Source organism: Streptomyces sp. NPDC048718, assembly GCF_043198875.1.
In the GTDB taxonomy this organism is placed as follows: Bacteria; Actinomycetota; Actinomycetes; order Streptomycetales; family Streptomycetaceae; genus Streptomyces.
In genome coordinates this window covers 103,220-125,989 of the sequence record NZ_JBICVG010000016.1, presented here as the reverse complement: position 1 = coordinate 125,989, position 22,770 = coordinate 103,220, and the positions used below count along the sequence as shown (strand labels likewise).

Sequence of the window (22,770 nt, the reverse complement as noted above, 5' to 3'; positions counted from 1 at the left end):
CGCGCAAGCGAAACGGAAACGACAAGCGGACGTGGCTCAGTTGGTAGAGCATCACCTTGCCAAGGTGAGGGTCGCGAGTTCGAATCTCGTCGTCCGCTCGATGTGGGGGATCTTCCCGAACCCCTGCACACACTCCTGGTGGAGTGGCCGAGAGGCGAGGCAACGGCCTGCAAAGCCGTCTACACGGGTTCAAATCCCGTCTCCACCTCCAAGGACGATTAGCTCAGCGGGAGAGCGCTTCCCTGACACGGAAGAGGTCACTGGTTCAATCCCAGTATCGTCCACTGGACCTTCGAGTCCTCGATCTACGGATCCCCCCGCGCGATTAGCTCAGCGGGAGAGCGCTTCCCTGACACGGAAGAGGTCACTGGTTCAATCCCAGTATCGCGCACCGGGCCTTCGGGCTCCGGATCCACAGATCACCCGCGCGATTAGCTCAGCGGGAGAGCGCTTCCCTGACACGGAAGAGGTCACTGGTTCAATCCCAGTATCGCGCACCGGATCTTCGGATCCCGGGTCCACGGATCCCCCCGCGCGATTAGCTCAGCGGGAGAGCGCTTCCCTGACACGGAAGAGGTCACTGGTTCAATCCCAGTATCGCGCACCAGACAAGAGCCCCTGGACGCTTCGGCGTCCGGGGGCTTCTTCGTGCGCTCTTCGTTCAGTCCTCGGGTGCTCTTCGGACGACGCGGGGCTTCCCCTTCGTGCCGTCCGCCGCGAGGAGCGGGGCGCACGGCACGAAGGGGCTCGGGGGCTTTTGGGCTCAGGAGGAGAACAGCAGCCGGCCGAAGCCGCGGTGGCCGTGGTGGCCGCCGTGGTGGCCACCGTGGTGCGGGGCGCCCCAGGCCGGAGCGGCGGGCTGCGGCGGGTACGCCGGCGGCGGGGCCGGCTGCGTCCACTGGGACTCCAGGCGGGTCAGCGCCTCAAGCTCGCCGTAGTCCAGGAAGATGCCACGGCAGCCGCTGCACTGCTCGATCTGGACACCGCTGCGGTTGTACGTGTGCATGGGGGCGTGGCACTTGGGACACTGCATGCGCGTCTCAACTCCCTGACGTTCGAATGGTGATCTCACTGTATGCGGACGCCGTCGGAGCCAACTCGGTTCAGAGCGCGACGATTCGCGCACAAGTGTCGATCATCACGTTCTCCACCTCGTCCAACGGACGCCCCTCGGCGGTGGACTTGGCGAGCGCGAGCGCGGCGGTCTGTACGGTCAGCGCGCGGGCCGGGACGTCGAGCCGGGCCCACGGATCACCGCCGTTCCCCTCTCCGCCTCCCCCATGGTTCTCGTCACCGGATCCCGCGTCCCCGGGCCGCCGCCCGGTCGCCGGCCCGCCGGCCGCCTCGTACGCGCCGAGGAAGCGCGCCCAGACCTCCGGCGCCAGCAGTCCGGCCGCGAACCACGCCGCCGGGCGGGCCAGATCCCAGGCCGGGTCGCCGAGGCCGAGGTCGTCGACGTCGATCAGCCGCCAGTGCGGGGCCCGGACCAGCTGCCCGAGGTGGAAGTCGCCGTGGCAGAGCCGGTCCGTGGCGGAGGCGGGGTACTCCTCGGGGAGGGTGCGCCAGGCGCGCAGCACCGTGGCGGTGGCCGGATGGCCGGGGGCGGCGCGCCGCATCCGGTCCACCGCGAGCGCCGCCTTCAGCGGTGCCCGCATGGCGGGCAGCCCGGGCGGCGCCGGGGTGCGGTGCAGCAGGGCGAGCAGCCGGGCCGCCGCCTCCCAGGGGGCCGCCTCGGGGGCGTCCGGGTCGACGGGGATCCCGTACGGCCAGAGGGTGAGCGGGCGGTCCCCGAGCACCGCCGTCCGCGCGCGGGGCGGGGACGACGCGTCCGGCGGACAGGTGCCCGGCAGCGGGACGTGCGGCAGGGCGGCGCCCGGCAGGGGCGGGAGGAGGACGCCGGCCAGGGCGGGCAGGGCCGCGACCGCGATCCGCGCGTCCAGATCGCCGTCGGCGGCCCCCTGCCCGGACCTGTCACCGGACCTGGCACCAGAGGTGTCACCGGACCCGGCGGCGGTCCGGGGCGCGTGCGCCTTGAGGACGAGGGGCCCGTGGCGTACGACCGTCCCGTCGTCCCGGTCGGCCAGCAGGGCCACCGGGCAGGGACACGTCTTCGCCCCCTCGGGGTGCGCTGCGGCGCGGGCGAGAGCGTGCAGTTCCTGGAGTACGGGGGTGCCGGGGGCGGTGTCGTCCACGCCGGGAGCCTACGGCGGACCGCGTTGCGGCAGGACGGCAGGAGATACGTCCCCGGGCCGGTGCTCGCCGGGGCGTACCGGCCAGCGAACGGGACCCGACCACACCGCGCTCGCCGCCGCCTCCTCGCATGGGCGGAGCTGGAGCACTTCCCGCGGACGCCGGTCCTGCGGTCTTCGCAGCCGGGGTCGCGGGGCTCCAAAGGGAGACGGGCGCAAAACCGGGACTCCGGGCCCCGGAACCCGGCCGGGAACGCGCGAAAGCCGGTCGGCTCCCCAGCCGACCGGCCCCGCGCTGCCGTCCGCCGCACCCCCGTCCCCACGGGGTTGTTGGCCGGATGTCCCTGACCCGGGCCGCTCTCCCGGGTCCGGGGCGCCGCTCAGCGCCCCAGCATCACGCCCACGGACGACGCCTGTGCGACCACCGCGTCCCAGCCGCCGAAGACGACCACGAGAAGGGCCGCGAGAGGAAGGACCATCGCGGTCGCCACCAGGGGGTGACGACGGCCGGAAGGGCGCGAGGTGAGCCGCTGGGCCGGGAACGCCATGGTCCTCATCCTGTTCGGGTGGTCGGGTCGGGCTGTCGTGTCGGACGAGCGGCGGACGCGGTGACCTCGGGGGACGAGTGCTGCACCCGCCGCTCGATTTCAAATCTACGCAGCGGGCGCGGCCCGGGCGTCATGCCCGCGTACCGGCTTTCGGGCCTCCGGGAGGATGACCCCGCTTCCCCCGGTGTACTCCCCTGGGTGGAGACCCCGCCGCCCGTCTCGGGGACCTCCCTGAGGGGGACCGTGACGTCGCTCACGTTTGCCCACCGTGTCCGGGGTGGCGCCCGACGTACGCGCCAACGCCCCTGATAAGACGGGATGTTGACAAGGGGTATGGCTGACCGGCCATCAAACACCGTCGTCGGCACCGACAATCCGGACCACCCCGAGGGCGCGGCCTGTGAGCGGGCCGGGGCGGCACTACGTAAGCTGTGCCACGTCGAACGGACGAGGGGACGGACATGGCGATGATGCGGCTCCGGCGCGAGGATCCGCGGATCGTCGGGTCGTTCCGGCTCCACCGCAGGCTCGGAGCCGGCGGGATGGGAGTCGTGTACCTCGGATCCGACCGGCGCGGACAGCGGGTGGCGCTCAAGGTCATCCGGCCCGACCTGGCCGAGGACCAGGAGTTCCGTTCCCGGTTCGCGCGCGAGGTGTCCGCCGCCCGGCGGATCCGCGGCGGCTGCACCGCCCGGCTGGTCGCCGCCGACCTGGAGGCCGAGCGCCCCTGGTTCGCCACCCAGTACGTTCCCGGGCCGTCGCTGCACGACCGGGTCGCCGAGGAGGGTCCGCTGCGGGCCGCCGACGTGGCCGCCATCGGCGCCGCCCTCTCGGAGGGCCTGGTGGCCGTACACGAGGCGGGGGTCGTGCACCGGGACCTCAAGCCGTCGAACATCCTGCTCTCCCCCAAGGGCCCGCGCATCATCGACTTCGGTATCGCCTGGGCGACCGGCGCGAGCACCCTCACCCATGTCGGCACGGCCGTCGGCTCTCCCGGTTTCCTCGCCCCCGAGCAGGTGCGGGGCGCGGCCGTGACCCCGGCGACCGACGTCTTCTCGCTCGGCGCGACCCTGGCGTACGCGGCGATGGGCGACTCCCCGTTCGGGCACGGCAGCTCCGAGGTCATGCTCTACCGGGTGGTGCACGAGGAGCCGCAGCTGACGGGCGTACCGGACGCCCTCGCCCCGCTCGTACGGGCCTGTCTGGCGAAGGATCCCGAGGAACGGCCCAGCACCCTGCAGCTGTCCATGCGGCTGAAGGAGATCGCCGCGCGGGAGGCGCAGGGGCTGCCGGCGGCCCGGCCCGCCGGCAGCCGGGAGCGGGGCGACGAACGCGGCCTCGCGCGGCCGACGGAGCGGTACACCGAGCGGGCGACCGAGCGGTCCGTGGAACGGGTGGGCGAGCGGCTCGGCGACCGGCCGGGCGAGCGCCCCGGTGACCGGATGCCCGACCGGATGTCCGAGCGCGCGGGCGAGCGGATGGCGGGTGAGCGGCCCGGCGACCGGGCGGGTGAGCGTCACTCCGAGCGGCCCGGGGAGCGGCGCTCCGAGCGGGCGGGCGAGCGGCCGCTGCCCGACCGTCCGGCCGGCGGCAAGGGGCGCCCGGGCAAGGCCCGGCCCGCCGCCTCCCGGCCGAACGGTCCGCGCGCCGGCGGCGCGCGGGCCCCGCGGTCCCGGCCCGGCACCCGCCCCGGGAACCGGAACACATCCACCGGACTACGCCCGGCCAACCCGAGGCTGCTGCGACAGCGGCTCTTCGTCTTCGTCGTCGTGACGCTGATCGTGGCCCTGGGCATCGCGGCCGCCCAGGCGCTCCAGGGGTAACGGCTCCGGCCCGGACCCGGGGGCCGATAGGGCCCGGGTCCGAGGCCCGTACGTCAGCCCTGCGGGCGACCGCTCGTCACCGCGTAGAAGGCCACCGCGGCGGCGGCCCCCACGTTCAGCGAGTCCACCCCGTGCGCCATCGGGATCCGCACCCATTCGTCGGCCGCGCGCAGCGCCTGGGTGGACAGGCCCTCGCCCTCCGCGCCCAGCATCAGCGCGACCCGGTCCAGCCGGTGCGGGGCCGCCTCGTCGATCGAGGTGGCACGCTCCGCCGGGGTCAGCGCGAGCAGCTTGAAGCCCGCCTCCCGGACCGCCTCCAGGCCACGCGGCCAGGTGTCCAGCCGGGCGTACGGCACGGAGAACACCGCGCCCATGGACACCTTCACGGACCGCCGGTAGAGCGGGTCCGCGCAGTCCGGCGACAGCAGTACCGCGTCCATGCCGAGGGCCGCCGCGCTGCGGAAGATCGCCCCGATGTTGGTGTGGTCGTTGACCGACTCCATGACGGCGACCCGGCGGGCGGTGCCCAGCAGCTCCGTCGCCGTCGGCAGCGGCTTGCGCTGCATCGAGGCGAGCGCGCCGCGGTGCACGTGGTAGCCGGTGACGCGCTCGGCCAGCTCCGGCTGCACCGCGTACACCGGCGCCGGGACCTCGTCGATGACATCGCGCATGGTGTCGACCCACTTCGCCGACAGCAGCATCGACCGCATCTCGTACCCCGCCTGCCGGGCGCGGCGGATGACCTTCTCGCCCTCGGCGATGAACAGGCCCTCGGCGGGTTCGCGCCGGCGCCGCAGTTCGACGTCGGTCAGTCCGGTGTAGTCGCGCAGGCGCGGGTCGTCGGGGTCGTCGATCGTGATGAGTTCGGCCACGGGGTGATACTGCCTTGTCCGGTGGGAGGTGCCAATGCGTGCGGGAGTGCGGAGGTACGGGGGTGCCGCGGTTACGGGAGCGGCTTGCCCGGGCCCTCGGCGACGACGTCGCCGATGACGATCACGGCCGGCGGCCGGACGTCCTTTGCCCGTACCGTCTCGGCCACGGTCGCCAGTGTCGCATCCACCCGGCGCTGAGCGGCGGTGGTGCCCTCCTGGACGAGGGCCAGCGGGGTGCCGGGCGCCTTGCCGTGGGCGATCAGCGTCTCGGCGATACGGCCGATCTTGTCGACGCCCATGAGGATCACCAGGGTGCCGGTGAGCCGGGCGAGCGAGGCCCAGTCGACGAGCGAGCGCGGGTCGTCCGGCGCGACATGGCCGCTGACCACGGTGAACTCGTGCGCGACGCCCCGGTGGGTGACCGGGATGCCGGCCGCGCCCGGCACCGAGATCGAGCTGGAGATGCCCGGGACCACGGTGCACGCGATGCCCTCGGCGGCGAGCGCCTGCGCCTCCTCCATGCCTCGGCCGAAGACGAAGGGGTCGCCGCCCTTGAGGCGGACCACCGACTTGCCGGCCTTGGCGTGTTCGATCAGCGCGTTGTTGATGGCCTCCTGGGCCATGAACCGGCCGTACGGGATCTTCGCGGCGTCGATCACCTCGACGTGCGGGGGCAGTTCGCTCAGCAGGTCGCGGGGGCCGAGCCGGTCGGCGATGACGACATCCGCCTCGGCGAGCAGCCGGCGGCCGCGGACGGTGATCAGATCGGGGTCACCGGGGCCGCCGCCGACCAGGGCGACGAACGGGGTGCGGGCGCGGTGCGCGGGCGCCGCCAGGGAACCGTCCCGCAGCCCCTCGACGACGGCGTCCCGCACGGCCGCCGAGCGGCGCGGGTCGTGGCCGGTCAGGACCGCGACCGTGACGCCCTCGCTGTGCCCGGTCGCCGGGGTCCACGCGGTGGCCGCGGCGGCGTCGTCGGAGCGTACGCACCAGGTCCGGGTCAGCTCGGCCTCGGCGGAGATGGCGGCGTTGGCGACCGGGTCGCTGGTGGCGACGAGCGCGTACCAGGCATCGGCCAGATCTCCGCTCTCGTAACGGCGCTTGATCCAGGTGATCTCGCCGCTCTCCGCCATCGCGTCGACGGACGGGGTGGCGGAAGGGGAGACCAGGGTGACCCGCGCGCCGGCGGCTATCAGCGCGGGCAGCCGGCGCTGGGCGACCTGCCCGCCGCCGAACACGACGACGCGGCGGTCGGCGAGACGCAGTCCGACGGGGTAGGCGGGGTGCTCGTACGCGGGGCGCCCGGTGGGCTCGGCGGAGTCGGCGGACTCGGGGCGCTCGGAGTGCTCGGCAGCGGCGGTCATGGTGCGGGCGGCTCCTGTGGGGGACGGTGCGGTGCGCACCTGACGATATCGGTGACCTGCGCGTTCGTGGCGGGTGGCAGGGAGTGTTCCGGGTCTCGCGTGGGCGGTTCGTACGGGAGGGGGCACCGGGGCGGCGTGGCCTACGGCCGAGGCCCGGGGCCGGACTCGGGTCCGGAGGCCGGGCGCGGGTCCCGATCCGGCCGTTTCCGGCCGTATCCGCGCGGGGGCCGTCCGGACCGCGCGGGAGAAATGGGTGTCTCCGCTCCGCACCATGCCCACGTCCCCCGCTCCCCCGGCGACGACGGCCGGGGCAACGGGGGACGGTTCTCGCGGCTACTTCTCGGTGACGCCGGCCGCGTCGAACGTCGCCACCTCGTGCATGGCGCGCGCCGCGCTCTGCACCACCGGCAGGGCCAGCAGGGCGCCCGTACCCTCGCCGAGGCGCAGGTCCAGGTCGACCAGGGGACGCAGGCCCAGCTTGTTGAGGGCCGCGACATGGCCGGGCTCGGCACTGCGGTGGCCCGCGATGCACGCCGCGAGCGACTCGGGCGCGATGGCCCGGGCCACGAGCGCCGCCGCGCCGGTGGACACACCGTCGAGGATGACCGGGGTACGCAGCGAGGCCGCGCCCAGGATCAGGCCGACGAGCGCCGCGTGCTCCAGGCCGCCGACCGCCGCGAGGACGCCGATCGGGTCCTGTGGGTCCGGCTTGTGGAGGTCGAGCGCCCGGCGGACCACGTCCACCTTGCGGGCGTGCGTCTCGTCGTTGACTCCGGTGCCCCGGCCGGTGACCTCGGCCGGGTCGGCCTCGGCGAACACGGCGATGAGGGCGGCGGACGCGGTGGTGTTAGCGATGCCCATCTCGCCGGTGAGCAGCGCCTTGTTGCCGGCGGCGACGAGATCGCGGGCGGTCTCGATGCCGACCTCGATGGCGGCGACCGCCTCCTCGCGGGTCATCGCCTGGCCGATCGTCATGTCCGCCGTGCCAGGGCGGACCTTGCGCGGCAGCAGACCGGGGCTGGCGGGCAGCTCGGCGGCCACACCGACGTCGACGACGCAGACCTCGGCACCCACCTGGTTGGCGAAGGCGTTGCAGACCGCTCCCCCGCCGAGGAAGTTCGCGACCATCTGGCCGGTCACCTCCTGGGGCCAGGGGGTGACGCCCTGGGCGTGCACCCCGTGGTCGCCGGCGAAGATCGCGACGGCGGCCGGCTCGGGGATCGGCGGCGGGGAGACCCGGGACAGACCGGCGAGCTGCGCGGAGATGATCTCCAGCATGCCCAGCGCCCCGGCGGGCTTGGTCATGCGCTTCTGGCGCTCCCAGGCCTCGCCGAGCGCCTTGGCGTCCAGCGGGCGGATGTTGGCGACGGTCTCCTGGAGGAGGTCGTGCGGCTCCTCGCCGGGCAGGGCGCGGCGGCCGTACGTCTCCTCGTGGACGACCCAGGACAGCGGGCGGCGCTTGGACCAGCCCGCCTGCATCAGCTCGGGCTCCTCGGGGAACTCGTCGACGTATCCCACGCAGAGGTACGCGACGACTTCCAGGTGCTCGGGCAGGCCGAGGGTACGGACCATCTCGCGCTCGTCGAAGAAGCTGACCCAGCCGACGCCGAGGCCCTCGGCGCGGGCGGCGAGCCACAGGTTCTCGACGGCGAGCGCGGAGGAGTACGGGGCCATCTGCGGCTGCGTGTAGCGGCCGAGGGTGTGGCGGCCGCCCCGGGTGGGGTCGGCGGTCACGACGATGTTGACCGGCGTTTCGAGGATGGCCTCGATCTTCAGTTCCTTGAACTGCTTCGCGCGGCCCTTGGGCAGGGACTTCGCGTACGCCTCGCGCTGACGCGCGGCGAGTTCGTGCATCGCCTGACGGGTCTCGTCGGAGCGGATGACGACGAAGTCCCAGGGCTGGGAGTGGCCGACGCTGGGCGCGGTGTGGGCCGCTTCCAGGACGCGGAGCAGGACCTCGTGCGGGATCGGGTCGGAACGGAAGCCGTTGCGGATGTCGCGGCGTTCGCGCATCACCCGGAGTACGGCCTCGCGTTCGGCCTCGGCGTAGCCGGGGGCCCGCTCGGTCGGGGGCTGCTCGGCCTCGGCCTCGTCGGTCTCGGTCTCGTCGGTCTCGGTCTCGGCCTGAACCTCGCCTTCGGCCCCGGGCTCGGCTTCGATCTCGGTCTCGGCACCGGCCTCGGTGCCGGTCTCGGTGCCGGGCTCGGTGCCGGGCTCGGTGCCGGGCTCGGTGCCGGGCTCGGTGCCGGGCTCGCCGGCTGCTTCGGTGGCCGCCTCGGGCTCCGCCTCGCCGGTGGCCTCGGCCGGGGGCTCCGGCTGGGGCTCGGCCTCGGGGGCCGCCGGTTCCTGGGCGGGCTGGGCCTGGGCGTCCGGGGTCTGGGCCTCCGGAGTCTGGGCCTGGGCGTCCGGGGTCTGGGCCTCCGGGGCCTCGGCTACGACCGGGGCCTCGGGCTCCGGCTGAGGCTCGGCCTGGGGCTCCGCAGCCGCCTCGGGCTGGACGGCCTCGGCGGCCGGGGCCGCGGCGGGCTCGGGGGCGGCGGGCTGCTCCGGTACGGCCTCGGGGGCCGGTTCGGCGGCAGGGGCCGGAACGCCGGGCTGCTGCTCCGGTACGACCTCCGCGGCGACCGGGGTTTCGACGGCGACGGGCGCGGCGGGGGCGGCGGGCGCCTCGGCCACGGGTACGGCGACCGGCTCGGCCGGGGCGGCGGCCTCCGCCACCGGAGTCTCCACCGCCGGAACCTCGGCCACCGGAACGTCTGCCACCGGCGCGGACTGCTCGGGGATACGGGCCGCCTCGACCGGGATCTCCGGCTCGCCCTCGCGCGGGGCCGGGACCGGCACCGGGTCGGCGGCCGGGGCCTCCACGACGACGGGTTCGGGCGCCGGAGCGACGGGCGTCTCCGGGGACTCCAGGGTCTCCGTGCTCTCCGGGGCGATCACCTCGGCGGGCGCCGGGGCGGCGACGGGCTCGGCAGGCGCTTCGGTGGGCGTCTCGGCCACCGGCGCCGCGACAGGCTCGGCAACCGGCTCGGCGGCCGGGGCAGCGGGCGTCTCGGCGGCCACCTCGGCCACCGGGGTCTCCACCACCGGAACCTCGGCAGCCGGAACCTCGGCAGCCGGAGCCTCGGCCACGTCCGGAATCTCGGCCGGGGCCGGGGCCGGCTGGGCCTCTGCGGCCACGGCCGGCGGGGCCTCCTCGACGGCCCGCTCCGGCGCCGGGGCGGGCTCGGCCGGCATCTCCTGCTGGGCCGGAACCTCGGCAGGCACCTCGGCCGGAACCTCGGCAGGCACCTCGGCAGGCACCTCGACTGGGGGATCCGGCTGCGGCGTCGGGGCCAGGTGCGGGGCGGTCGGTACGGCGCCCTCGACGGGTACGAACCGCGCGACCGGCGGGGCGACCGCTTCCGCCGGCATCTGGGCCTGGACCGGCGGCTGGGCAGCGACCGGGGCCTCGGCCTGGGCGGGAGCCGCCGCGACCGGCTGGGCCTGCGGCATCTGCCGCGCCTGCGGGTCCTGCGGCTGCGCGGGCCACGGCATGGCGCCCTGCGGGGCGGTCTGCTGATCCTGCGGCACGTCCAGGTACTCCGGCCCACCGACCGGCCCGGCCGGAGCGGCCGGGGCCTGCGCGGGCACCGGCGCGGCGGCCGGAGCCTGCGGCGCGGCCGGGGCGGGCACGGGCTGCGGGGCCGGGGCGGCGGCCGGGCCTCGGTCGGCGAGGGAGCGGACCACACCACCGGTGGCGTGGTCCGGCACCGGCGGGCCCATGTGCAGCGGGCGGCGGGCAGGCGGCGGGACCGGGGCCCCTGCGGGCGCGGGCATCCCGGCCCCGGACAGGTCGACGGAGCCGGTGTCGAGGACACCGGGCTCGTAACCGTGTTCGGTGACGACCGGCGGGCCCTGCGGGGCGGCGAGCGGCACGCCGTGCGCGGGGGTGCCGTGCGGGGGCATCGGGACGCCGTGCGCCGGGGTGCCCTGCGGCGGCAGCCGCACTCCGCGCGGCGGGGTGGCGGTGACCTGCTCCAGCGGCGCGGTGAGGGGGTCGACCTCCGGCGGCGCGGGCACGGTGACCGGCGGCGCGGGTGTGGCGCCCGGCGGATGTTCGCTCCAGGCGCCCTGGGCGCCCGGCATCAGCAGGAGTCCGTCGTCCTCGGCTGGGTTCGCGGAGGGGTCCAGGTAGGTGTTGTACGCACCCGGAGCGGGGATGCCCGGCTGCTCGACCATGCCTGAGTTCTCCGGCAGTCCCTCGCCCGGGACCTGGCCGGTGTCCGTCATGCTGCGTACCCCTCGCCCATCGGTTGTGCTCCTTCAGTCCTGCGCCCGTCCAGGACAACGAGCGTGCGCGCCGCGCGGCACGTACCGCGCGGACACCCCTGCATTGTCCCGGCCTTCGGCCTTCGTGGCAGGCGGAACCGCCACGGTGCGCTGTGGACTGCGCCACGTCGCGCCGTCCCCCGTTTGCTCCGTACCACATCAGAGACCCAATGAGGCCACCGTTTCCGGACATTGACGAACAAACCGCCGAGGTTCCGGAGGCGGTACAACAAACGGCCAGCCTACCCCGCCCGTCGTCGCACACGATCACGGGTGGGGACCTCACAGCGAGAACCGGCCGCCGGCCGGGCGGGCCCCGGGCAAGCGCCGGGCGGGCACCGAGCGAACCCCAGCGGGCGTCAGATCCTGCGGCCGGCCAGCAGGAACGCGAGGGAACGGCCGCGTTCGCTCCAGTCGCGCGGGTCGAGCCCGACGGTCTGCAGCAGGGCGCACTCGACCTCGTAGCCCCCGTCGGCGAGGGCGGCGCCGATCGCCTCGGCCTCGTCGCGGGTGGCCGCGTGCGTGACGATCCGTTCGGGCCTGCGGTCGACGCAGGCGGCCACGACGGGCACTCCCCCGCCCCCGACGCGTACGACATCGGGTTCGGGGAGCCGTTCCAGCAAGTGCGGGGCGCGGCCGGCGAGTACCTGGAGCGGCACCCCCGCGCGGCGGGCGGCGGCGTCGGTACGGGCGCACGCGCCGGGGTCGGCGTCGACGGCGATGACGGCGGCGCCGAGCCGGGCCGCCTCGACGGCGAACGTGCCGCCGGCGCAGCCGATGTCCCAGACGAGGTCGCCGATCCGCGGGCCGAGCCGGGCGAGTTGGGCGGCGCGCAGGGTGGGGTCCTGCCCGGTCCGGCCGCCGGTGTCCTCGCCGGGCAGGGCCCAGCCCCGGACGGCGGGGGTGTCGTGGCCCAGCAGCCAGCCGCCGGTGCTGCCGCCGACCGGGCCGCCGCCGATGACGAGAACGACATTGGGGTCGCGCCAGGCGTGGTCGGCGGCCTTGTCGGAGGTGAGGACGCTGATCCGTTCGCGGTCGGTGCCGAGTTCCTCGCAGACGACGAAGGTGCGGTGGACCCCGTCGAGGAGCAGGGCGAGTTCGGCGGGACCGGCGCCCGGCGAGGTGAGGACGGCGACCTTGGGGTGGGCGCGGCAGACGTTGACGGCGCGGCGCAGGGTGCGGCGGTGGGCGACGACGACCCGGGCGTCGTCCCAGGGCATGCCGGCCCGGGCGAAGGCGGCGGCCACGGCGGAGACGGCGGGGACCACCTCGACTTCCAGGCCGTGTTCGGGGGCGCGCAGGGTGCGGACCACGCCGAAGAATCCGGGGTCGCCGTCGGCGAGGACGACGGCGGTGCCGCGGTGGCCGACGATCCGGCGGGCGGCGAGGTCGACGCTGCCGAGGCGGACGCGTTCGGCGGCGGGCGGTACTTCGGGCAGGGCCAGGTGGTGCGCGGCGCCGGCCACGAGGGTGGCGGCGGCGAGCGCGGACCGTGCCGCCTCGGTGAGGGGGGAGCCGTCCCAGCCGATCACCGTGACCCGATCGGCCATGTCGCGTCTGTCTCCTGCTGCTGGTGTGCGGGTGGGGCGGGTCGAGCCTACCTGCGGGGCGCGCCCCAGTCGGCGTGCGCGGAGTAGCCGGTCTCGGGCAGTTGGTCGGCGAGACCGTCGAGGTCCTCGGGAAGCAGGCTCCACAGGATGAGGTCGGTACGGATCTCCGTCCACGCGCCGCTCTCGGTCTGGCTCCGGGCTATCCAGGCGTTGCGCAGGACGCCCTCGCTGATGCAGCCCGCTCTCTGCGCGACCTGCTGGGAGGCGGTGTTGCCGGCGGCGGTGCGCAGTTGGAGGCGTTCGAAGCCCTGGTCGCGGAAGAGCCACTGGGCGACGGCGAGCACGGCTTCGGTGGCGTAGCCCTCGCCGCGGGCCCAGGGCGCGGTGACATAGGAGATCTCGGTGGCGCGAAGGCGCCAGTCGGTTCCGTACAGATGGATGGTGCCGACGAGGCGCTGGGTGAGGAACTCGGTGACGGCGAAGACGATGCCCCGTCCCTCGGCGCGTTCGGCGGGGGCGAACTCGCGCACCCAATGCTCGGCGTGGGCCCGGGTGTAGGGATGCGGGACGGAGGTCCAGGCGACGACGAGTTCGTCGTTCATCATGTCCACGAAGGCGGGTATGTCGCCCTCTTCGTAGGGGCGCAGCACCAACCGTTCCGTGCCGATGGTGAGGGACGGGAAGGTCGTAGTCATGCGCAGCTCCGTACGTGAAGACCGTGAACGCACAGCATGCAGCATGACGCGGCGGCGGCGCATGTGCGGGCGGCGCGGCGGCGGGAGGGTGCGGGGCCGGGCGTTCCCCGGGTCCCGGGGTCCCGGGGCTCAGGGGTCCCCGGACCGGGAGACCCGAAGGCCCCGAGGCCCCGTGCGCCGGTCGGGCGCGCGGGGCCTGGGGGGTGCCGCGAGTGGGGCCGGATCCCGCCGGGGGGCCGGGAAGGGGGGGTCCGGGCCCGCCGGGCCGGGCGGCCCAGCCGTGCTTACCCGGCCGGCCTCACTCGGCCGGGACTACTTGGCCGTGGTGCCGAAGGCCGGGACGACGGCGCCGTCGTAGTGGTCCTCGATGAACTTCTTCACCTCGGGCGAGTGGAGCAGCTCGACGAGCTTGGTCACCCGGGCGTCCTTCTCGTTGCCCTTCTTGACCACGACGATGTTGGCGTAGGGGTTGCCCTCCGCCTTCTCCAGGACGATGGCGTCCTTGGCGGGCTGGAGCTTGGCGCCGATGGCGAAGTTGCCGTTGATGACGGCGGCGTCGACGTCGTTCAGGGCGCGGGGCACCGTGGCGGCGTCCAGCTCCTTGAACTCCAGGCCCTTCTTGTCGGTGATGTCCGCGAGCGAGGCGTCCGTACCGACCCCCTTCTTCAGGGTGATGAGGCCGTTGTCGGCGAGGAGGTGGAGCGCGCGGCCCTCGTTGGTGGTGTCGTTGGGGACGGCGACGGTCTGGCCGGCCTTGATGTCCTTGAGGGCGTGGACCTTCTTGGAGTAGATGCCCAGCGGCTCCAGGTGGACGGTGGCCACCGAGGTGAGGTCGGTGCCCTTCTTCTTGTTGAAGTCGTCGAGGTACGGCTGGTGCTGGAAGTAGTTGGCGTCGATCTGGCCGGCGTCGGTGGCGGTGTTCGGCAGGACGTAGTCCGTGAACTCCTTCACCTCCAGCTTGAGCCCGGCCTTCTCGGCGAGGTTGTCCTTGACGAAGTTCAGGATGTCGGCCTGCGGCGTCGGGGTGGCGCCGATGACGAGCGGCTTGTCGGCGGAGGCGGCGCCGTCCTTGGAGGACGGGTCCGAGGCCGTGCCGCAGGCGGTGAGGCCGAGGGCGAGAGCTGCGGTGGCGGCGACGCCGGCGGTGATCTTGATGTTCTTGCGCACGAAGAGTGCCTCTTTCAAGTGGTGTGCTTCCGGCCTGGACAACAAGTCCGGGCTCGTCTTCGTCATACGAAGTCAGGGGTGCCGCGCGGGGCGCGGCGGCGCCGTCAAGCGGTGCGGCCTCGGCGGGCGAGGAGGCGGACGACGCCGTCGCCTATCAGCTGGACGATCGTCACGATCGCGATCAGGACGGCGACGGTCGTCAGCATGAAGGTCGTGTCGAAGCGGTTGTATCCGTAGGTGACGGCCTTGGAACCGAGGCCCTCGCCGCCGACCACGCCGGCCATGGCGGAGTAGCCGATGAGCACGATCACGGTGGTGGTGACGGCGGAGACCAGGGACGGCAGGGCCTGCGGGAGCAGCACCTTGCGGACGATGGTGGGGATGCCGCCGCCCATGGACTGGACGGCTTCGACGAGTCCGTGGTCGACCTCGCGGACGGAGGTCTCGACGAGACGCGCGAAGAAGGGGATGGCGCCGACGGCGAGCGGCACGATCATCGCGGTCGGGCCGATGAAGGTGCCCACCACGAGGGTCGTGAAGGGGATCAGGGCGATCAGCAGGATGATGAACGGGAGCGAGCGGCCCACGTTCACGATCACGCCGACGACCTTGTTGACCGGCCGGTTCTGCAGCAGTCCGCCCTTGTCGGTGAGGACGAGGAGGAGGCCGAGGGGCAGCCCGCCGAGGATGGTGACGAGGGTGGACCACAGCACCATGTAGAGGGTGTCGAGCGTGCCCTGTTCGAGCAGGGGCTGCATCTGGGACCAGGTCACCGGGCACCTTCCTTGGTCAGTGCGGGCGTGCCGGTGACCGGCGCGGTGCCCTGCGGGTCGTTCTGTGGTTCGTTCTGCGGGTCACTCTGAAGCTCGTCCTGCGGTTCGACGATCTCGATCTGGAGGCCCTGCTCACGCAGGAAGCCGACCGGGACGACGTTCTCCTCGTAACGGCCGGGGAGTTCGATGCGCATCCGGCCGATCTGGCGGCCGCCGACGGTGTCCATGGCCGCACCGAGGATCGAGATGTCGATGTTGTACGTACGGGACAGCTGGGAGATCACCGGCTGGGTCGCGGTCTCGCCGTGGAAGGTGACGTCGACGACCGTACGGTCCGGGCCGGTGGCCACGCCGCCGACCGGGAAGAGCTCGGCGGCCAGCCGGGAGCCGGGGGTGGCGAGCAGTTCGCTGACGGTTCCGGACTCCACGACACGGCCCTTCTCCATCAGTGCGGCCGAGTCGCAGATGGTCTTGACGACGTCCATCTCGTGCGTGATCAGCAGGACGGTGAGGCCGAGCTGCTGGTTGAGGTCGCGCAGGAGCTGGAGGATGGAACGGGTGGTCTCCGGGTCGAGGGCGCTGGTGGCCTCGTCGGACAGGAGGACCTTGGGCTTGCCGGCCAGGGCGCGGGCGATGCCGACGCGCTGCTTCTGGCCGCCGGAGAGCTGGCCCGGGTACGCCTTGGCCTTGTCGGCGAGGCCGACGAGGTCGAGGAGCTCCAGGGCGCGGCGGGAACGCTCGGCGCCGGAGAGGCCGAGGATCTCCAGGGGAAGCTCGATGTTGTCCTGGATGGTGCGCGAGGACAGCAGGTTGAAGTGCTGGAAGACCATGCCGATGTTGCTGCGGGCGCGGCGCAGGTCCTTGCCGGCGCGGCGGCTCTTCCCGGCGAGGGCGGTGAGGTCGACGCCGTCGACGGTCACGGTGCCGGAGGTGGGGCGCTCCAGGAGGTTGACGCAGCGGATGAGCGAGGACTTGCCGGCGCCGCTCTGACCGATCACGCCGAAGACCTCGCCTTCGCGAACGTGGAGGTCGACACCGTCCAGAGCGGTGACCTGGCGGCCTCGCGACTCGTAGACCTTGGTCAGGCCCGAAATGGTGATCACAGGAATTCCGTCACTGTCGAGTGCACGGCGCTCGTCCGCCGTGCACGGCATTCGTCATTCGGACAGTCAGGCGCAGGGTGGCCGACCCGGGGAAAAGGCCCGGCGGGCGGCACGTGCGCGGGGCGGGCACGCTCCGACACCCAAAGGCGGTGGGAACGGCTCGGCCGTCGGGGCTCGCTTCGGGGCGCGAGCATGCGGCGGGGGCCCTCAGATGGCGCACATTCGACACATACAGCGAGCACCGGGCGTCTGGTTCGCCTCGGTCGCAAGGGTGCGGTTGCTCGTCGTGGTCATGGCTGCAAGTAAAGCATGCGCAGCTGCGAACGACGGAGGGCTGTCCGAATAGCGGACAAGCGTGAGACGCGAGAGGTCCGGGAGCACCTTTCCCGGCCCGGTCTCCCGGATCCGCCCGGATGCGCTCCGGGCGACGGCACAGGGCTCCCGTTCCCGGTGTGGCCTGGGCCGACGCCCCTCGGCGGGTGGTCCGCGCGGAGCGGACCGGGGCGGAGCGGGGCAGCACGGCGCAGCATGGGGCGGTCTTCCGGAAGGAGGACACAGGGGGCTCTTGTGGCCAAGACCACGCCCCCGCGTTGTACGGAGGCCGCCGGGGCGGGACGCCCGTTCCCGGGAACGGGCGGGCGCGGGCCGCCGTACGACACCGCGCGGAGCGGGGCCGCGCGCATCGGACGGCTCCGCCCGTAATACCCTCGGGGCCATGCTTGACGCCCTGACGGTCGCGGTCTCGGCCGCCGCGCTCGCCCTCGCCGCCTGGTGCGGCTTCGCCTTCTCCCGTGACCAGCCCACCAAGGACTGGCACTTCATCGGCATGGCCGTGGTGACCTTCCTCGCCCTGGTGCAGCTGGTGGTCGGGATCGTGCAGCTGACCCGCGGCGAGAAGGCCGACGAGGGCACGGCGATCTTCATCGCCTACCTCCTGGGCGCGCTGTGCGCGGTGCCCGCGGCCGGTCTCATGTCGCTGACCGAGCGCAGCAAGTGGGGCTCGGCGACCGTGACGGCGGGCGCGGTGGTGCTCGCCGTCCTCGAAGTGCGTCTCTACGACATCTGGACGGTGGGCTGATCATGACCGCGACGGAGAACGGCGCCCAGGCCGGGACGGAAACCGGTGCCGGCGCCGGGGCTGGGGCCGAGGCGGGGGCGCAGCGCTCCGGCCGGCTGATCTCGGGCCCCGGCATGGTGGTCGTCTGGCTGTACGGCGTGATGTCGGTCGGTGCGGTCTCCCGCTCGATCTACCAGATCGCCACCGAGTTCGACCGCGCCCCGCTCGCCTACAGCCTGTCGGCCGTGGCGGCGGTGGTCTACGCGTTCATCACGTACACCCTGGTACGTGGCGGAGAGACCGCGCGCAGGGCGGCGCTGGTGTGCTGCGCCGCCGAGCTGGCGGGCGTCCTGATCGTGGGCACCTGGACGCTCATCGAGCCCTCGGCCTTCCCGGACGCGACGGTCTGGTCGCAGTACGGCTACGGCTACATCTTCATCCCGGTCCTGCTGCCGCTGACCGGCATCTGGTGGCTGCGCAAGGGCCTCGCGCGCGAGGCGCAGGCCCAGGCCCAGGCGCGGGCCCAGGTCTGAGAGGCCGTCCGGTCCTCGCCCGTCGCGTCGGGTGTGCCGGGTGTGCCGGTCACCGCTGGTGTGCCGCGGCGAAGGCGAGGAGCGGTCCGGCGGTACGCGGCGGGTCCTCCAGATGGGGCGAATGCCCGAGCCCGGACGGCGTCTCCACGCGCGCGCCGGGGACGACGCGGTAGTCGGCGGCGGACGCGGGACGCCATCTCCGGCGTCCGGATGGCGGAATTCCACGACCGTGGCGCGAGTCCGGCCGAGGTCGGCCACCGCCCGTCCCGCCGGGCAACGCCCCGGCAGTCGCGAGGTCACCCGGCCTGCGACGGCTCGTCCGTGACGAAGGGGGTGTATCCGGCGGGAAGTTCGCTCACCTGGAGTTCCGAGAAGAGCAAGGTCAGCTTGTGCGCGCCGCTCTCGATACACACCTCGTGGAAGTCGATTCCCAGAGCCTTCGACCAGTGTCGGGTCGCCTCCGACTCGGCGAGAAGCCTGGCTCCCGGGTAGAGCATCTGCCACTCCACACCCCAGACGAATCCGTCGAGGCCGTCGCCGGTCACGGAATCGACGAGCCGGTCGTCCAGCGAGACCCGCCAGGTCTCCGGCCGCAACGACGTCTCGCAGCGGACCTCGACGCAGTACCGGAAGAGATGCCTCAGGTGGGCCGGAGTGATACCGGTCCGGGAGTCCGCGGTGACATGGACGACGACCTCGTAGTCGCGCATGTAGGTGGTGTACCCGTGGTAGACCACGGCGTGGTCGAAGACCTGGTCGAGCATCTGCTGGAGAACGGCGCTGTCCATACGCCCTTCTACCTCACTCGACCAGCCTTCGCCGCCCCTGACCTGCGGTTTCGGCCCGGCTCGTGCCCTACGCGGCCTTCTCCAGCGTCACCAGGGTGTGCGCCGGGTCGGACTCCTGGTCGCCGACCTGGGCGTAACCCCGGCTGTGGTACAGCCGCAGGCCGCTCTCGGCGCGCAGGCCGGCGGAGAGCCGGAACCGCTTGGCGGCGGGGCCGGGCTCGGCGGCGAAGTGGCGCTCGATGGCGTCGAGAAGCCGGCCGCCGAGGCCGTGCCGGCGCATGCGCGGGTGGACGATGAGCCGGTCGATCCGTACGGTGCCGTCCGCGTCGAGCCGGCCCCGCACCGAGGCGACGATCTCGTCGCCGAGCCGGGCCACCAGGCCCACGCCCTCGACGAGTTCGGCGCGCAGGGCGTCGAGCGGCTGGGTGAGCGGCTCGATCGACCAGTTCTGGTGGATCTCGGCCTCGCGCTGATAGCAGAGGTACTGCAGCTTCAGGATCTGCTCCGCGTCACGCGTCGCGTCCGCCGCTGAGATGGTCACGCTCATGCTCATGTGCGCATGCCTTCCGCTCACCAGTCCGAGTGAATTTCTACGGCACCCTTCCCCGGACCCCGGGGCCGGGAACCTCAGCAGACAGCATTCTGCGCAGGCATCCCAGGCAACGGGAACGCATCGGCCCCAGACTGCCCTGTGAGATACCCAACGCTCCTGCGATATCGCGGTAGCTGGGGTCGCCGGGGTGCAGCATCGCAGTGAGCAGCCGGGGGCAGTGGCCGGGGGTGCGGCGGACGGCGGCGCGCACGGCGCGGTGGCGTTCGGCGGTGAGCGCGGAGTGCTCCGGGGTCGGGGTCTCGGCGCGGGCCTCGCCGCGGAACCGCAGGGCGCGGGCGCGCTCTCGGCGGGCGCGGCGGGCCTCGGCCCGTACGGCCCGGCGCAGCCAGTCGGCGGGGCGCTCGGGCTCGGTCCCGCCCGCCGCGACGCGCTCCAGGAACCGCAGCCACACGGCCTGTTCGAGGTCCTCGGCGTCGACGCCGGCGGCCGCCGCCTCGGCCCCGCACTCGGCGGCGAGCAGCGGGGTGAGGGCGGCGAGCAGGGAGGGGCGGAGGGTCATGTCGGCCACGATGCGGAGCGGGCCGGGACTGGTTGCGGTCCCGGCCCTGATTCACCCGGTCGGCGGAACACCGTCGCCCGCAGCCGCCGCCCGCCGGCGCCCCGCCGACGTGAGGGGTCGGCGGGCGGCAGGCGGGCGAGTGGGCGGGCGGCGATCGGAGATCGGCCGGCCGTCAGCCGGTCAGCCGGTCAGCCGGTCAGCAGGCGTTCGGCCGGCCGGCGTTCGGTCAGCGGGCGTGGGCCGCCGCGTAGTCCGCCGCCGCGAGCAGTGCCGTGTCCGCGTTGTCGGAGAAGATGCCGTCGATGCCCGTGGCGAAGTAGCGCTGGAGCAGGCCGAAGGCGTCGCCGTAGGCCGCCGGGTCGGTGCCGCGGCGGTACTCGGTGGGCAGGAAGGTGTTCTCGTTGCGCATCGTGTACGGGTGCAGGATCAGGCCCGCACGGTGCGCGTCGCGCACGAGGCTGGTCTCGGCGCCGAGGCGGCCGCTCGCGTCCCGGGGCAGGATCAGGTCGATCGTGGGACCGATGCCCTGCGCGTACGAGGCGATCTCGGCCAGACCCTTCGGCGTGATCAGGTCGGCCACGGTGCGCGGGTCGCCGGAGGCGACGAAGTCCCAGGGGCGGGAGTCGGCGGAGGAGAGCAGCACGACGCTCGGGGCGTCGACCAGGCGGCCGAGCCGCTGGATGCTGCCGGGCTCGAAGGACTGCAGGAAGACGGCGGAGTCGGCACGGTGGCGGCCGTACCGGCGCAGCAGCTTGGCCAGCGGCTCCTCCAGGCCAAGGCCGAGAGAGCGGAAGTAGGTGGGGTGCTTGGTCTCGACGTGCAGCCACACCTCGCGGCCGCGGCGGCGGCCCTCGTCCTCGGCCCAGCGCAGCACCTCCTCGAAGGTGGGCACGGCCCAGCGGCCGTTGTAGAGGGTGTTCTTCTGGCGGGCGGCGGGGATGCGCTCGACGGCCCGCAGGGTCTTGAGCTCGGCGAGGGTGAAGTCCTCGGTGAACCAGCCGGTGAGGGCGACGCCGTCGACGGTCTTGGTGGTCTTGCGGGAGGCGAACTCGGGGTGGTCGGCCACGTCGGTGGTGCCGGTGATGTCGTTCTCGTGGCGGCAGACCAGGTGGCCGTCCTTGGTGGGGACGAGGTCCTGCTCGATGACATGGGCGCCCATGTCGAGGGCGAGCTGGTAGGAGCCGAGGGTGTGCTCGGGGCGGTAGCCGCTGGCGCCCCGGTGGCCGATGACGGTGGGGTAGGGAAGCGAACGGTAGCCGCGGCCCTTTCCGTCGCCCTGACGCTGGCCCTGGTCCTGGCCCTGGTTCCCCTCCTGGCCCATGGCGGACTGGACGGCCTGGGCGGTGCCGCCCGCGAGGACGGTCGAGCCGCCGAGGACGGCTGCTCCGGCCGCGCCGAGAACGGCCCGCCGGGCCGGGGTCGGGCGCTGGGGCTGGGGCTGGGTCATGGACGCTCCTTCTGGTTGGTGTCCCGCACCTGTCAACTCTTCTCCCTGACGCTAGGCACAAACGTGCGATCGCGAGCAGATCGCAGTCGAACTCGACGGAAACACGAGGAGACGGAGCGGATCCGGCCACCCTGTCCATTAACGAACCCTCACCCCGCCGTACGCGTCCGACCGGTGAGACCCGATGTGCGACGCGTACCGACTCGCGAGTATCGTCCGGTCCTGCGCCACCGGCTCGGCCGAGCCGCGGACGCGCCCTTGCCTGTCCGTCCGCCCGGCCCCGGAGGAACCGTGTCCCGTCCCGCGCTCATGAAGGCCGCGCTAAGCCCGCTCCTGCGCCTCATGTTCCGCCCCCGCGTCGAGGGTGCCGAGAACATCCCGGGCACCGGACCGGTCATCCTCGCGGGCAACCACCTGACCTTCATCGACTCGATGATCATGCCGATCTGCCTGGAACGTCAGGTCTTCTTCATCGGCAAGGACGAGTACGTCACGGGCAAGGGTCTGAAGGGCCGTCTGATGGCCTGGTTCTTCACCAGTGTCGGCATGATCCCGGTGGACCGCGACGGCGGACGCGGCGGTGTGGCGGCGCTGATGACGGGCCGCCGGGTGCTGGAGGAGGGCAAGATCTTCTCCATCTACCCGGAGGGCACCCGCTCCCCCGACGGCCGTCTCTACCGCGGCCGCACCGGCATCGCCCGGCTCACCCTGATGACCGGAGCGCCCGTCGTGCCGTTCGCGATGATCGGCACCGACAAGCTCCAGCCGGGCGGCGCGGGCATGCCCCGCCCGGGACGGGTGACCGTCCGGTTCGGCGAGCCGATGGAGTTCTCCCGCTACGAGGGGATGGACCGCGACCGCTATGTACTGCGGGCGGTCACGGACTCGGTGATGGCGGAGGTCATGCGGCTGTCGGGCCAGGAGTACGTGGACATGTACGCCACGAAGGCGAAGGCCGCGTAGGCGTAGAGGCACGGGGCGCGCGCAAGGGGCCGGGGTACCGAGTGCCGAGAATCCCGTAGCCCCCGTAGCCCCCGTAGGGACGTTTCCGTGGGTGACGGGGGCTCGGCGGGTCTGGGCCCGCCGGTCAGTCGGGCCCGCCGGTGAGTCGGGCCCGCCGGTGAGTCCGGTCGGCCGGGTCAGTCGATGCCTTCGATGATGCGGAAGTCGCGCTCGTAGCAGTCGGGGAGGGCCACCAGCGCCTTCCGGTACGCCTCGCTCTCGTACGCCGCGACCGCCTGTTCAAGGCTGTCGAACTCGATCAGCACGACGCGATGCGCGATTCCGGCCTCGTGGGCGACGACTCGATCGCCACGGGACAGAAGGCGCCCGCCCGCGGCCCGGACGGCCGGACCCGCCAGCGTGTCGTAGGCGGTCAGCGCCTCGGGGTCGGAAAGGGCGGGGTAGACACTGACCCAATAGCCCTTGGCCATGGGAA

At 73.4% G+C, this 22,770-nt stretch carries 20 protein-coding genes, 6 tRNA genes and 1 pseudogene; 10 read left to right on the top strand and 17 right to left on the bottom strand.

The window, feature by feature from the left end; genetic code table 11:
* Positions 1-25 precede the first annotated feature (25 nt).
* From ACGFRB_RS27140 to ACGFRB_RS27115, 6 genes are all read left to right on the top strand, one after another.
* A tRNA-Gly gene (locus ACGFRB_RS27140) sits at positions 26-98 on the top strand.
* Positions 99-137: 39 nt separating this feature from the next.
* Positions 138-211, top strand: a tRNA-Cys gene (locus ACGFRB_RS27135).
* A 1-nt stretch (position 212) separates the two neighbouring features.
* Positions 213-284, top strand: a tRNA-Val gene (locus ACGFRB_RS27130).
* A 35-nt stretch (positions 285-319) separates the two neighbouring features.
* Positions 320-391 (top strand) — tRNA-Val (locus ACGFRB_RS27125).
* Positions 392-425: 34 nt separating this feature from the next.
* A tRNA-Val gene (locus tag ACGFRB_RS27120) sits at positions 426-497 on the top strand.
* 35 nt (positions 498-532) lie between these two features.
* Positions 533-607, top strand: a tRNA-Val gene (locus ACGFRB_RS27115).
* 156 nt (positions 608-763) lie between these two features.
* Here ACGFRB_RS27115 and ACGFRB_RS27110 read toward each other — a convergent pair.
* The 3 genes from ACGFRB_RS27110 to ACGFRB_RS27100 form a co-directional block, all read right to left on the bottom strand.
* The gene (locus ACGFRB_RS27110) at positions 764-1,033 is read right to left on the bottom strand and encodes a zf-TFIIB domain-containing protein (RefSeq protein ID WP_393246732.1); all 270 of its coding nucleotides are present in this window, start codon (positions 1,031-1,033) and stop codon (positions 764-766) included.
* A 70-nt stretch (positions 1,034-1,103) separates the two neighbouring features.
* Complete coding sequence (locus ACGFRB_RS27105; protein ID WP_393246730.1) at positions 1,104-2,192, bottom strand: phosphotransferase family protein; 1,089 nt, start codon at positions 2,190-2,192, stop codon at positions 1,104-1,106.
* 377 nt (positions 2,193-2,569) lie between these two features.
* On the bottom strand, positions 2,570-2,737 hold the full coding sequence (locus ACGFRB_RS27100) for a hypothetical protein (protein ID WP_361238067.1): 168 nt from the start codon (positions 2,735-2,737) through the stop codon (positions 2,570-2,572).
* 461 nt (positions 2,738-3,198) lie between these two features.
* Here ACGFRB_RS27100 and ACGFRB_RS27095 point away from each other — a divergent pair, with 461 nt between their 5' ends.
* Positions 3,199-4,560 carry a protein kinase gene (locus tag ACGFRB_RS27095; RefSeq protein ID WP_393246728.1) on the top strand — a complete coding sequence of 454 codons (1,362 nt, stop codon included), beginning with the start codon at positions 3,199-3,201 and terminating at the stop codon, positions 4,558-4,560.
* Positions 4,561-4,613: 53 nt separating this feature from the next.
* On the opposite strand, the gene ACGFRB_RS27090 is transcribed toward ACGFRB_RS27095, so the two are convergent.
* The 8 genes from ACGFRB_RS27090 to ACGFRB_RS27055 form a co-directional block, all read right to left on the bottom strand.
* Positions 4,614-5,432, bottom strand: a complete 819-nt coding sequence (locus ACGFRB_RS27090) for a TrmH family RNA methyltransferase (RefSeq protein WP_393246726.1) — start codon at positions 5,430-5,432, stop codon at positions 4,614-4,616.
* A gap of 71 nt (positions 5,433-5,503) precedes the next feature.
* Positions 5,504-6,796 carry a uroporphyrinogen-III C-methyltransferase gene (gene cobA, locus ACGFRB_RS27085; protein ID WP_393246725.1) on the bottom strand — a complete coding sequence of 431 codons (1,293 nt, stop codon included), beginning with the start codon at positions 6,794-6,796 and terminating at the stop codon, positions 5,504-5,506.
* Between the two features lie 333 nt (positions 6,797-7,129).
* Positions 7,130-11,068, bottom strand: coding sequence for a nicotinate-nucleotide--dimethylbenzimidazole phosphoribosyltransferase (gene cobT / locus ACGFRB_RS27080; RefSeq protein ID WP_393246723.1), 3,939 nt, complete (start codon positions 11,066-11,068; stop codon positions 7,130-7,132).
* 398 nt (positions 11,069-11,466) lie between these two features.
* Positions 11,467-12,657, bottom strand: a complete 1,191-nt coding sequence (cbiE, locus tag ACGFRB_RS27075) for a precorrin-6y C5,15-methyltransferase (decarboxylating) subunit CbiE (protein ID WP_393246721.1) — start codon at positions 12,655-12,657, stop codon at positions 11,467-11,469.
* Positions 12,658-12,704: 47 nt separating this feature from the next.
* Complete coding sequence (locus ACGFRB_RS27070) at positions 12,705-13,352, bottom strand: GNAT family N-acetyltransferase (protein WP_393246720.1); 648 nt, start codon at positions 13,350-13,352, stop codon at positions 12,705-12,707.
* 312 nt (positions 13,353-13,664) lie between these two features.
* Entirely contained in the window at positions 13,665-14,519 is an 855-nt protein-coding gene (locus tag ACGFRB_RS27065) for a MetQ/NlpA family ABC transporter substrate-binding protein (RefSeq protein ID WP_361236906.1), read from the bottom strand.
* A 104-nt stretch (positions 14,520-14,623) separates the two neighbouring features.
* Positions 14,624-15,292 (bottom strand): methionine ABC transporter permease, encoded by a 669-nt coding sequence (locus ACGFRB_RS27060; RefSeq protein ID WP_393246718.1) that lies wholly within the window; start codon positions 15,290-15,292, stop codon positions 14,624-14,626.
* Entirely contained in the window at positions 15,289-16,395 is a 1,107-nt protein-coding gene (locus ACGFRB_RS27055) for a methionine ABC transporter ATP-binding protein (protein ID WP_393246716.1), read from the bottom strand. Before ACGFRB_RS27055 ends, ACGFRB_RS27060 begins: the two co-directional genes overlap by 4 nt.
* Positions 16,396-17,110: 715 nt before the next feature.
* Between ACGFRB_RS27055 and ACGFRB_RS27050 the strand changes: the two genes are divergently transcribed.
* Both ACGFRB_RS27050 and ACGFRB_RS27045 read left to right on the top strand, forming a co-directional pair.
* On the top strand, positions 17,111-17,473 hold the full coding sequence (locus tag ACGFRB_RS27050) for a hypothetical protein (RefSeq protein WP_363011156.1): 363 nt from the start codon (positions 17,111-17,113) through the stop codon (positions 17,471-17,473).
* Between the two features lie 2 nt (positions 17,474-17,475).
* A complete protein-coding gene (locus tag ACGFRB_RS27045; RefSeq protein WP_393246714.1) occupies positions 17,476-17,985 on the top strand; it encodes a hypothetical protein in 510 nt (169 codons plus the stop codon).
* 49 nt (positions 17,986-18,034) lie between these two features.
* Here ACGFRB_RS27045 and ACGFRB_RS27040 read toward each other — a convergent pair.
* The 5 genes and pseudogenes from ACGFRB_RS27040 to ACGFRB_RS27020 all read right to left on the bottom strand — a co-directional run.
* A pseudogene (locus tag ACGFRB_RS27040) lies at positions 18,035-18,187 on the bottom strand (alpha/beta hydrolase); the annotation flags it as partial.
* Positions 18,188-18,281: 94 nt separating this feature from the next.
* Positions 18,282-18,773, bottom strand: a complete 492-nt coding sequence (locus ACGFRB_RS27035) for a hypothetical protein (protein ID WP_393246712.1) — start codon at positions 18,771-18,773, stop codon at positions 18,282-18,284.
* 67 nt (positions 18,774-18,840) lie between these two features.
* On the bottom strand, positions 18,841-19,326 hold the full coding sequence (locus tag ACGFRB_RS27030) for a GNAT family N-acetyltransferase (protein WP_363011152.1): 486 nt from the start codon (positions 19,324-19,326) through the stop codon (positions 18,841-18,843).
* Positions 19,327-19,363: 37 nt separating this feature from the next.
* Positions 19,364-19,885 carry a sigma-70 family RNA polymerase sigma factor gene (locus ACGFRB_RS27025; RefSeq protein ID WP_363011150.1) on the bottom strand — a complete coding sequence of 174 codons (522 nt, stop codon included), beginning with the start codon at positions 19,883-19,885 and terminating at the stop codon, positions 19,364-19,366.
* A gap of 226 nt (positions 19,886-20,111) precedes the next feature.
* On the bottom strand, positions 20,112-21,332 hold the full coding sequence (locus tag ACGFRB_RS27020; protein ID WP_393246710.1) for a glycerophosphodiester phosphodiesterase: 1,221 nt from the start codon (positions 21,330-21,332) through the stop codon (positions 20,112-20,114).
* A gap of 309 nt (positions 21,333-21,641) precedes the next feature.
* Here ACGFRB_RS27020 and ACGFRB_RS27015 point away from each other — a divergent pair, with 309 nt between their 5' ends.
* The gene (locus tag ACGFRB_RS27015; RefSeq protein ID WP_393246841.1) at positions 21,642-22,295 is read left to right on the top strand and encodes a lysophospholipid acyltransferase family protein; all 654 of its coding nucleotides are present in this window, start codon (positions 21,642-21,644) and stop codon (positions 22,293-22,295) included.
* Positions 22,296-22,471: 176 nt separating this feature from the next.
* Here ACGFRB_RS27015 and ACGFRB_RS27010 read toward each other — a convergent pair whose 3' ends face one another.
* Positions 22,472-22,765, bottom strand: a complete 294-nt coding sequence (locus ACGFRB_RS27010; protein WP_393246708.1) for a DUF1330 domain-containing protein — start codon at positions 22,763-22,765, stop codon at positions 22,472-22,474.
* Between the last annotated feature and the right edge of the window lie 5 nt (positions 22,766-22,770).

Coding starts and splice junctions, on each gene's coding strand:
- ACGFRB_RS27095 (WP_393246728.1), top strand. CDS start 3,199: ATGGCGATGATGCGGCTCCGGCGCGAGGATCCGCGGATCGTCGGGTCG.
- ACGFRB_RS27070 (WP_393246720.1), bottom strand. CDS start 13,352: ATGACTACGACCTTCCCGTCCCTCACCATCGGCACGGAACGGTTGGTG.
- cbiE (WP_393246721.1), bottom strand. CDS start 12,657: ATGGCCGATCGGGTCACGGTGATCGGCTGGGACGGCTCCCCCCTCACC.
- ACGFRB_RS27035 (WP_393246712.1), bottom strand. CDS start 18,773: ATGGACAGCGCCGTTCTCCAGCAGATGCTCGACCAGGTCTTCGACCAC.
- cobA (WP_393246725.1), bottom strand. CDS start 6,796: ATGACCGCCGCTGCCGAGCACTCCGAGCGCCCCGAGTCCGCCGACTCC.
- ACGFRB_RS27110 (WP_393246732.1), bottom strand. CDS start 1,033: ATGCAGTGTCCCAAGTGCCACGCCCCCATGCACACGTACAACCGCAGC.
- ACGFRB_RS27050 (WP_363011156.1), top strand. CDS start 17,111: ATGCTTGACGCCCTGACGGTCGCGGTCTCGGCCGCCGCGCTCGCCCTC.
- ACGFRB_RS27045 (WP_393246714.1), top strand. CDS start 17,476: ATGACCGCGACGGAGAACGGCGCCCAGGCCGGGACGGAAACCGGTGCC.
- ACGFRB_RS27020 (WP_393246710.1), bottom strand. CDS start 21,332: ATGACCCAGCCCCAGCCCCAGCGCCCGACCCCGGCCCGGCGGGCCGTT.
- cobT (WP_393246723.1), bottom strand. CDS start 11,068: ATGACGGACACCGGCCAGGTCCCGGGCGAGGGACTGCCGGAGAACTCA.
- ACGFRB_RS27015 (WP_393246841.1), top strand. CDS start 21,642: ATGAAGGCCGCGCTAAGCCCGCTCCTGCGCCTCATGTTCCGCCCCCGC.
- ACGFRB_RS27100 (WP_361238067.1), bottom strand. CDS start 2,737: ATGGCGTTCCCGGCCCAGCGGCTCACCTCGCGCCCTTCCGGCCGTCGT.
- ACGFRB_RS27010 (WP_393246708.1), bottom strand. CDS start 22,765: ATGGCCAAGGGCTATTGGGTCAGTGTCTACCCCGCCCTTTCCGACCCC.
- ACGFRB_RS27030 (WP_363011152.1), bottom strand. CDS start 19,326: ATGAGCATGAGCGTGACCATCTCAGCGGCGGACGCGACGCGTGACGCG.
- ACGFRB_RS27025 (WP_363011150.1), bottom strand. CDS start 19,885: ATGACCCTCCGCCCCTCCCTGCTCGCCGCCCTCACCCCGCTGCTCGCC.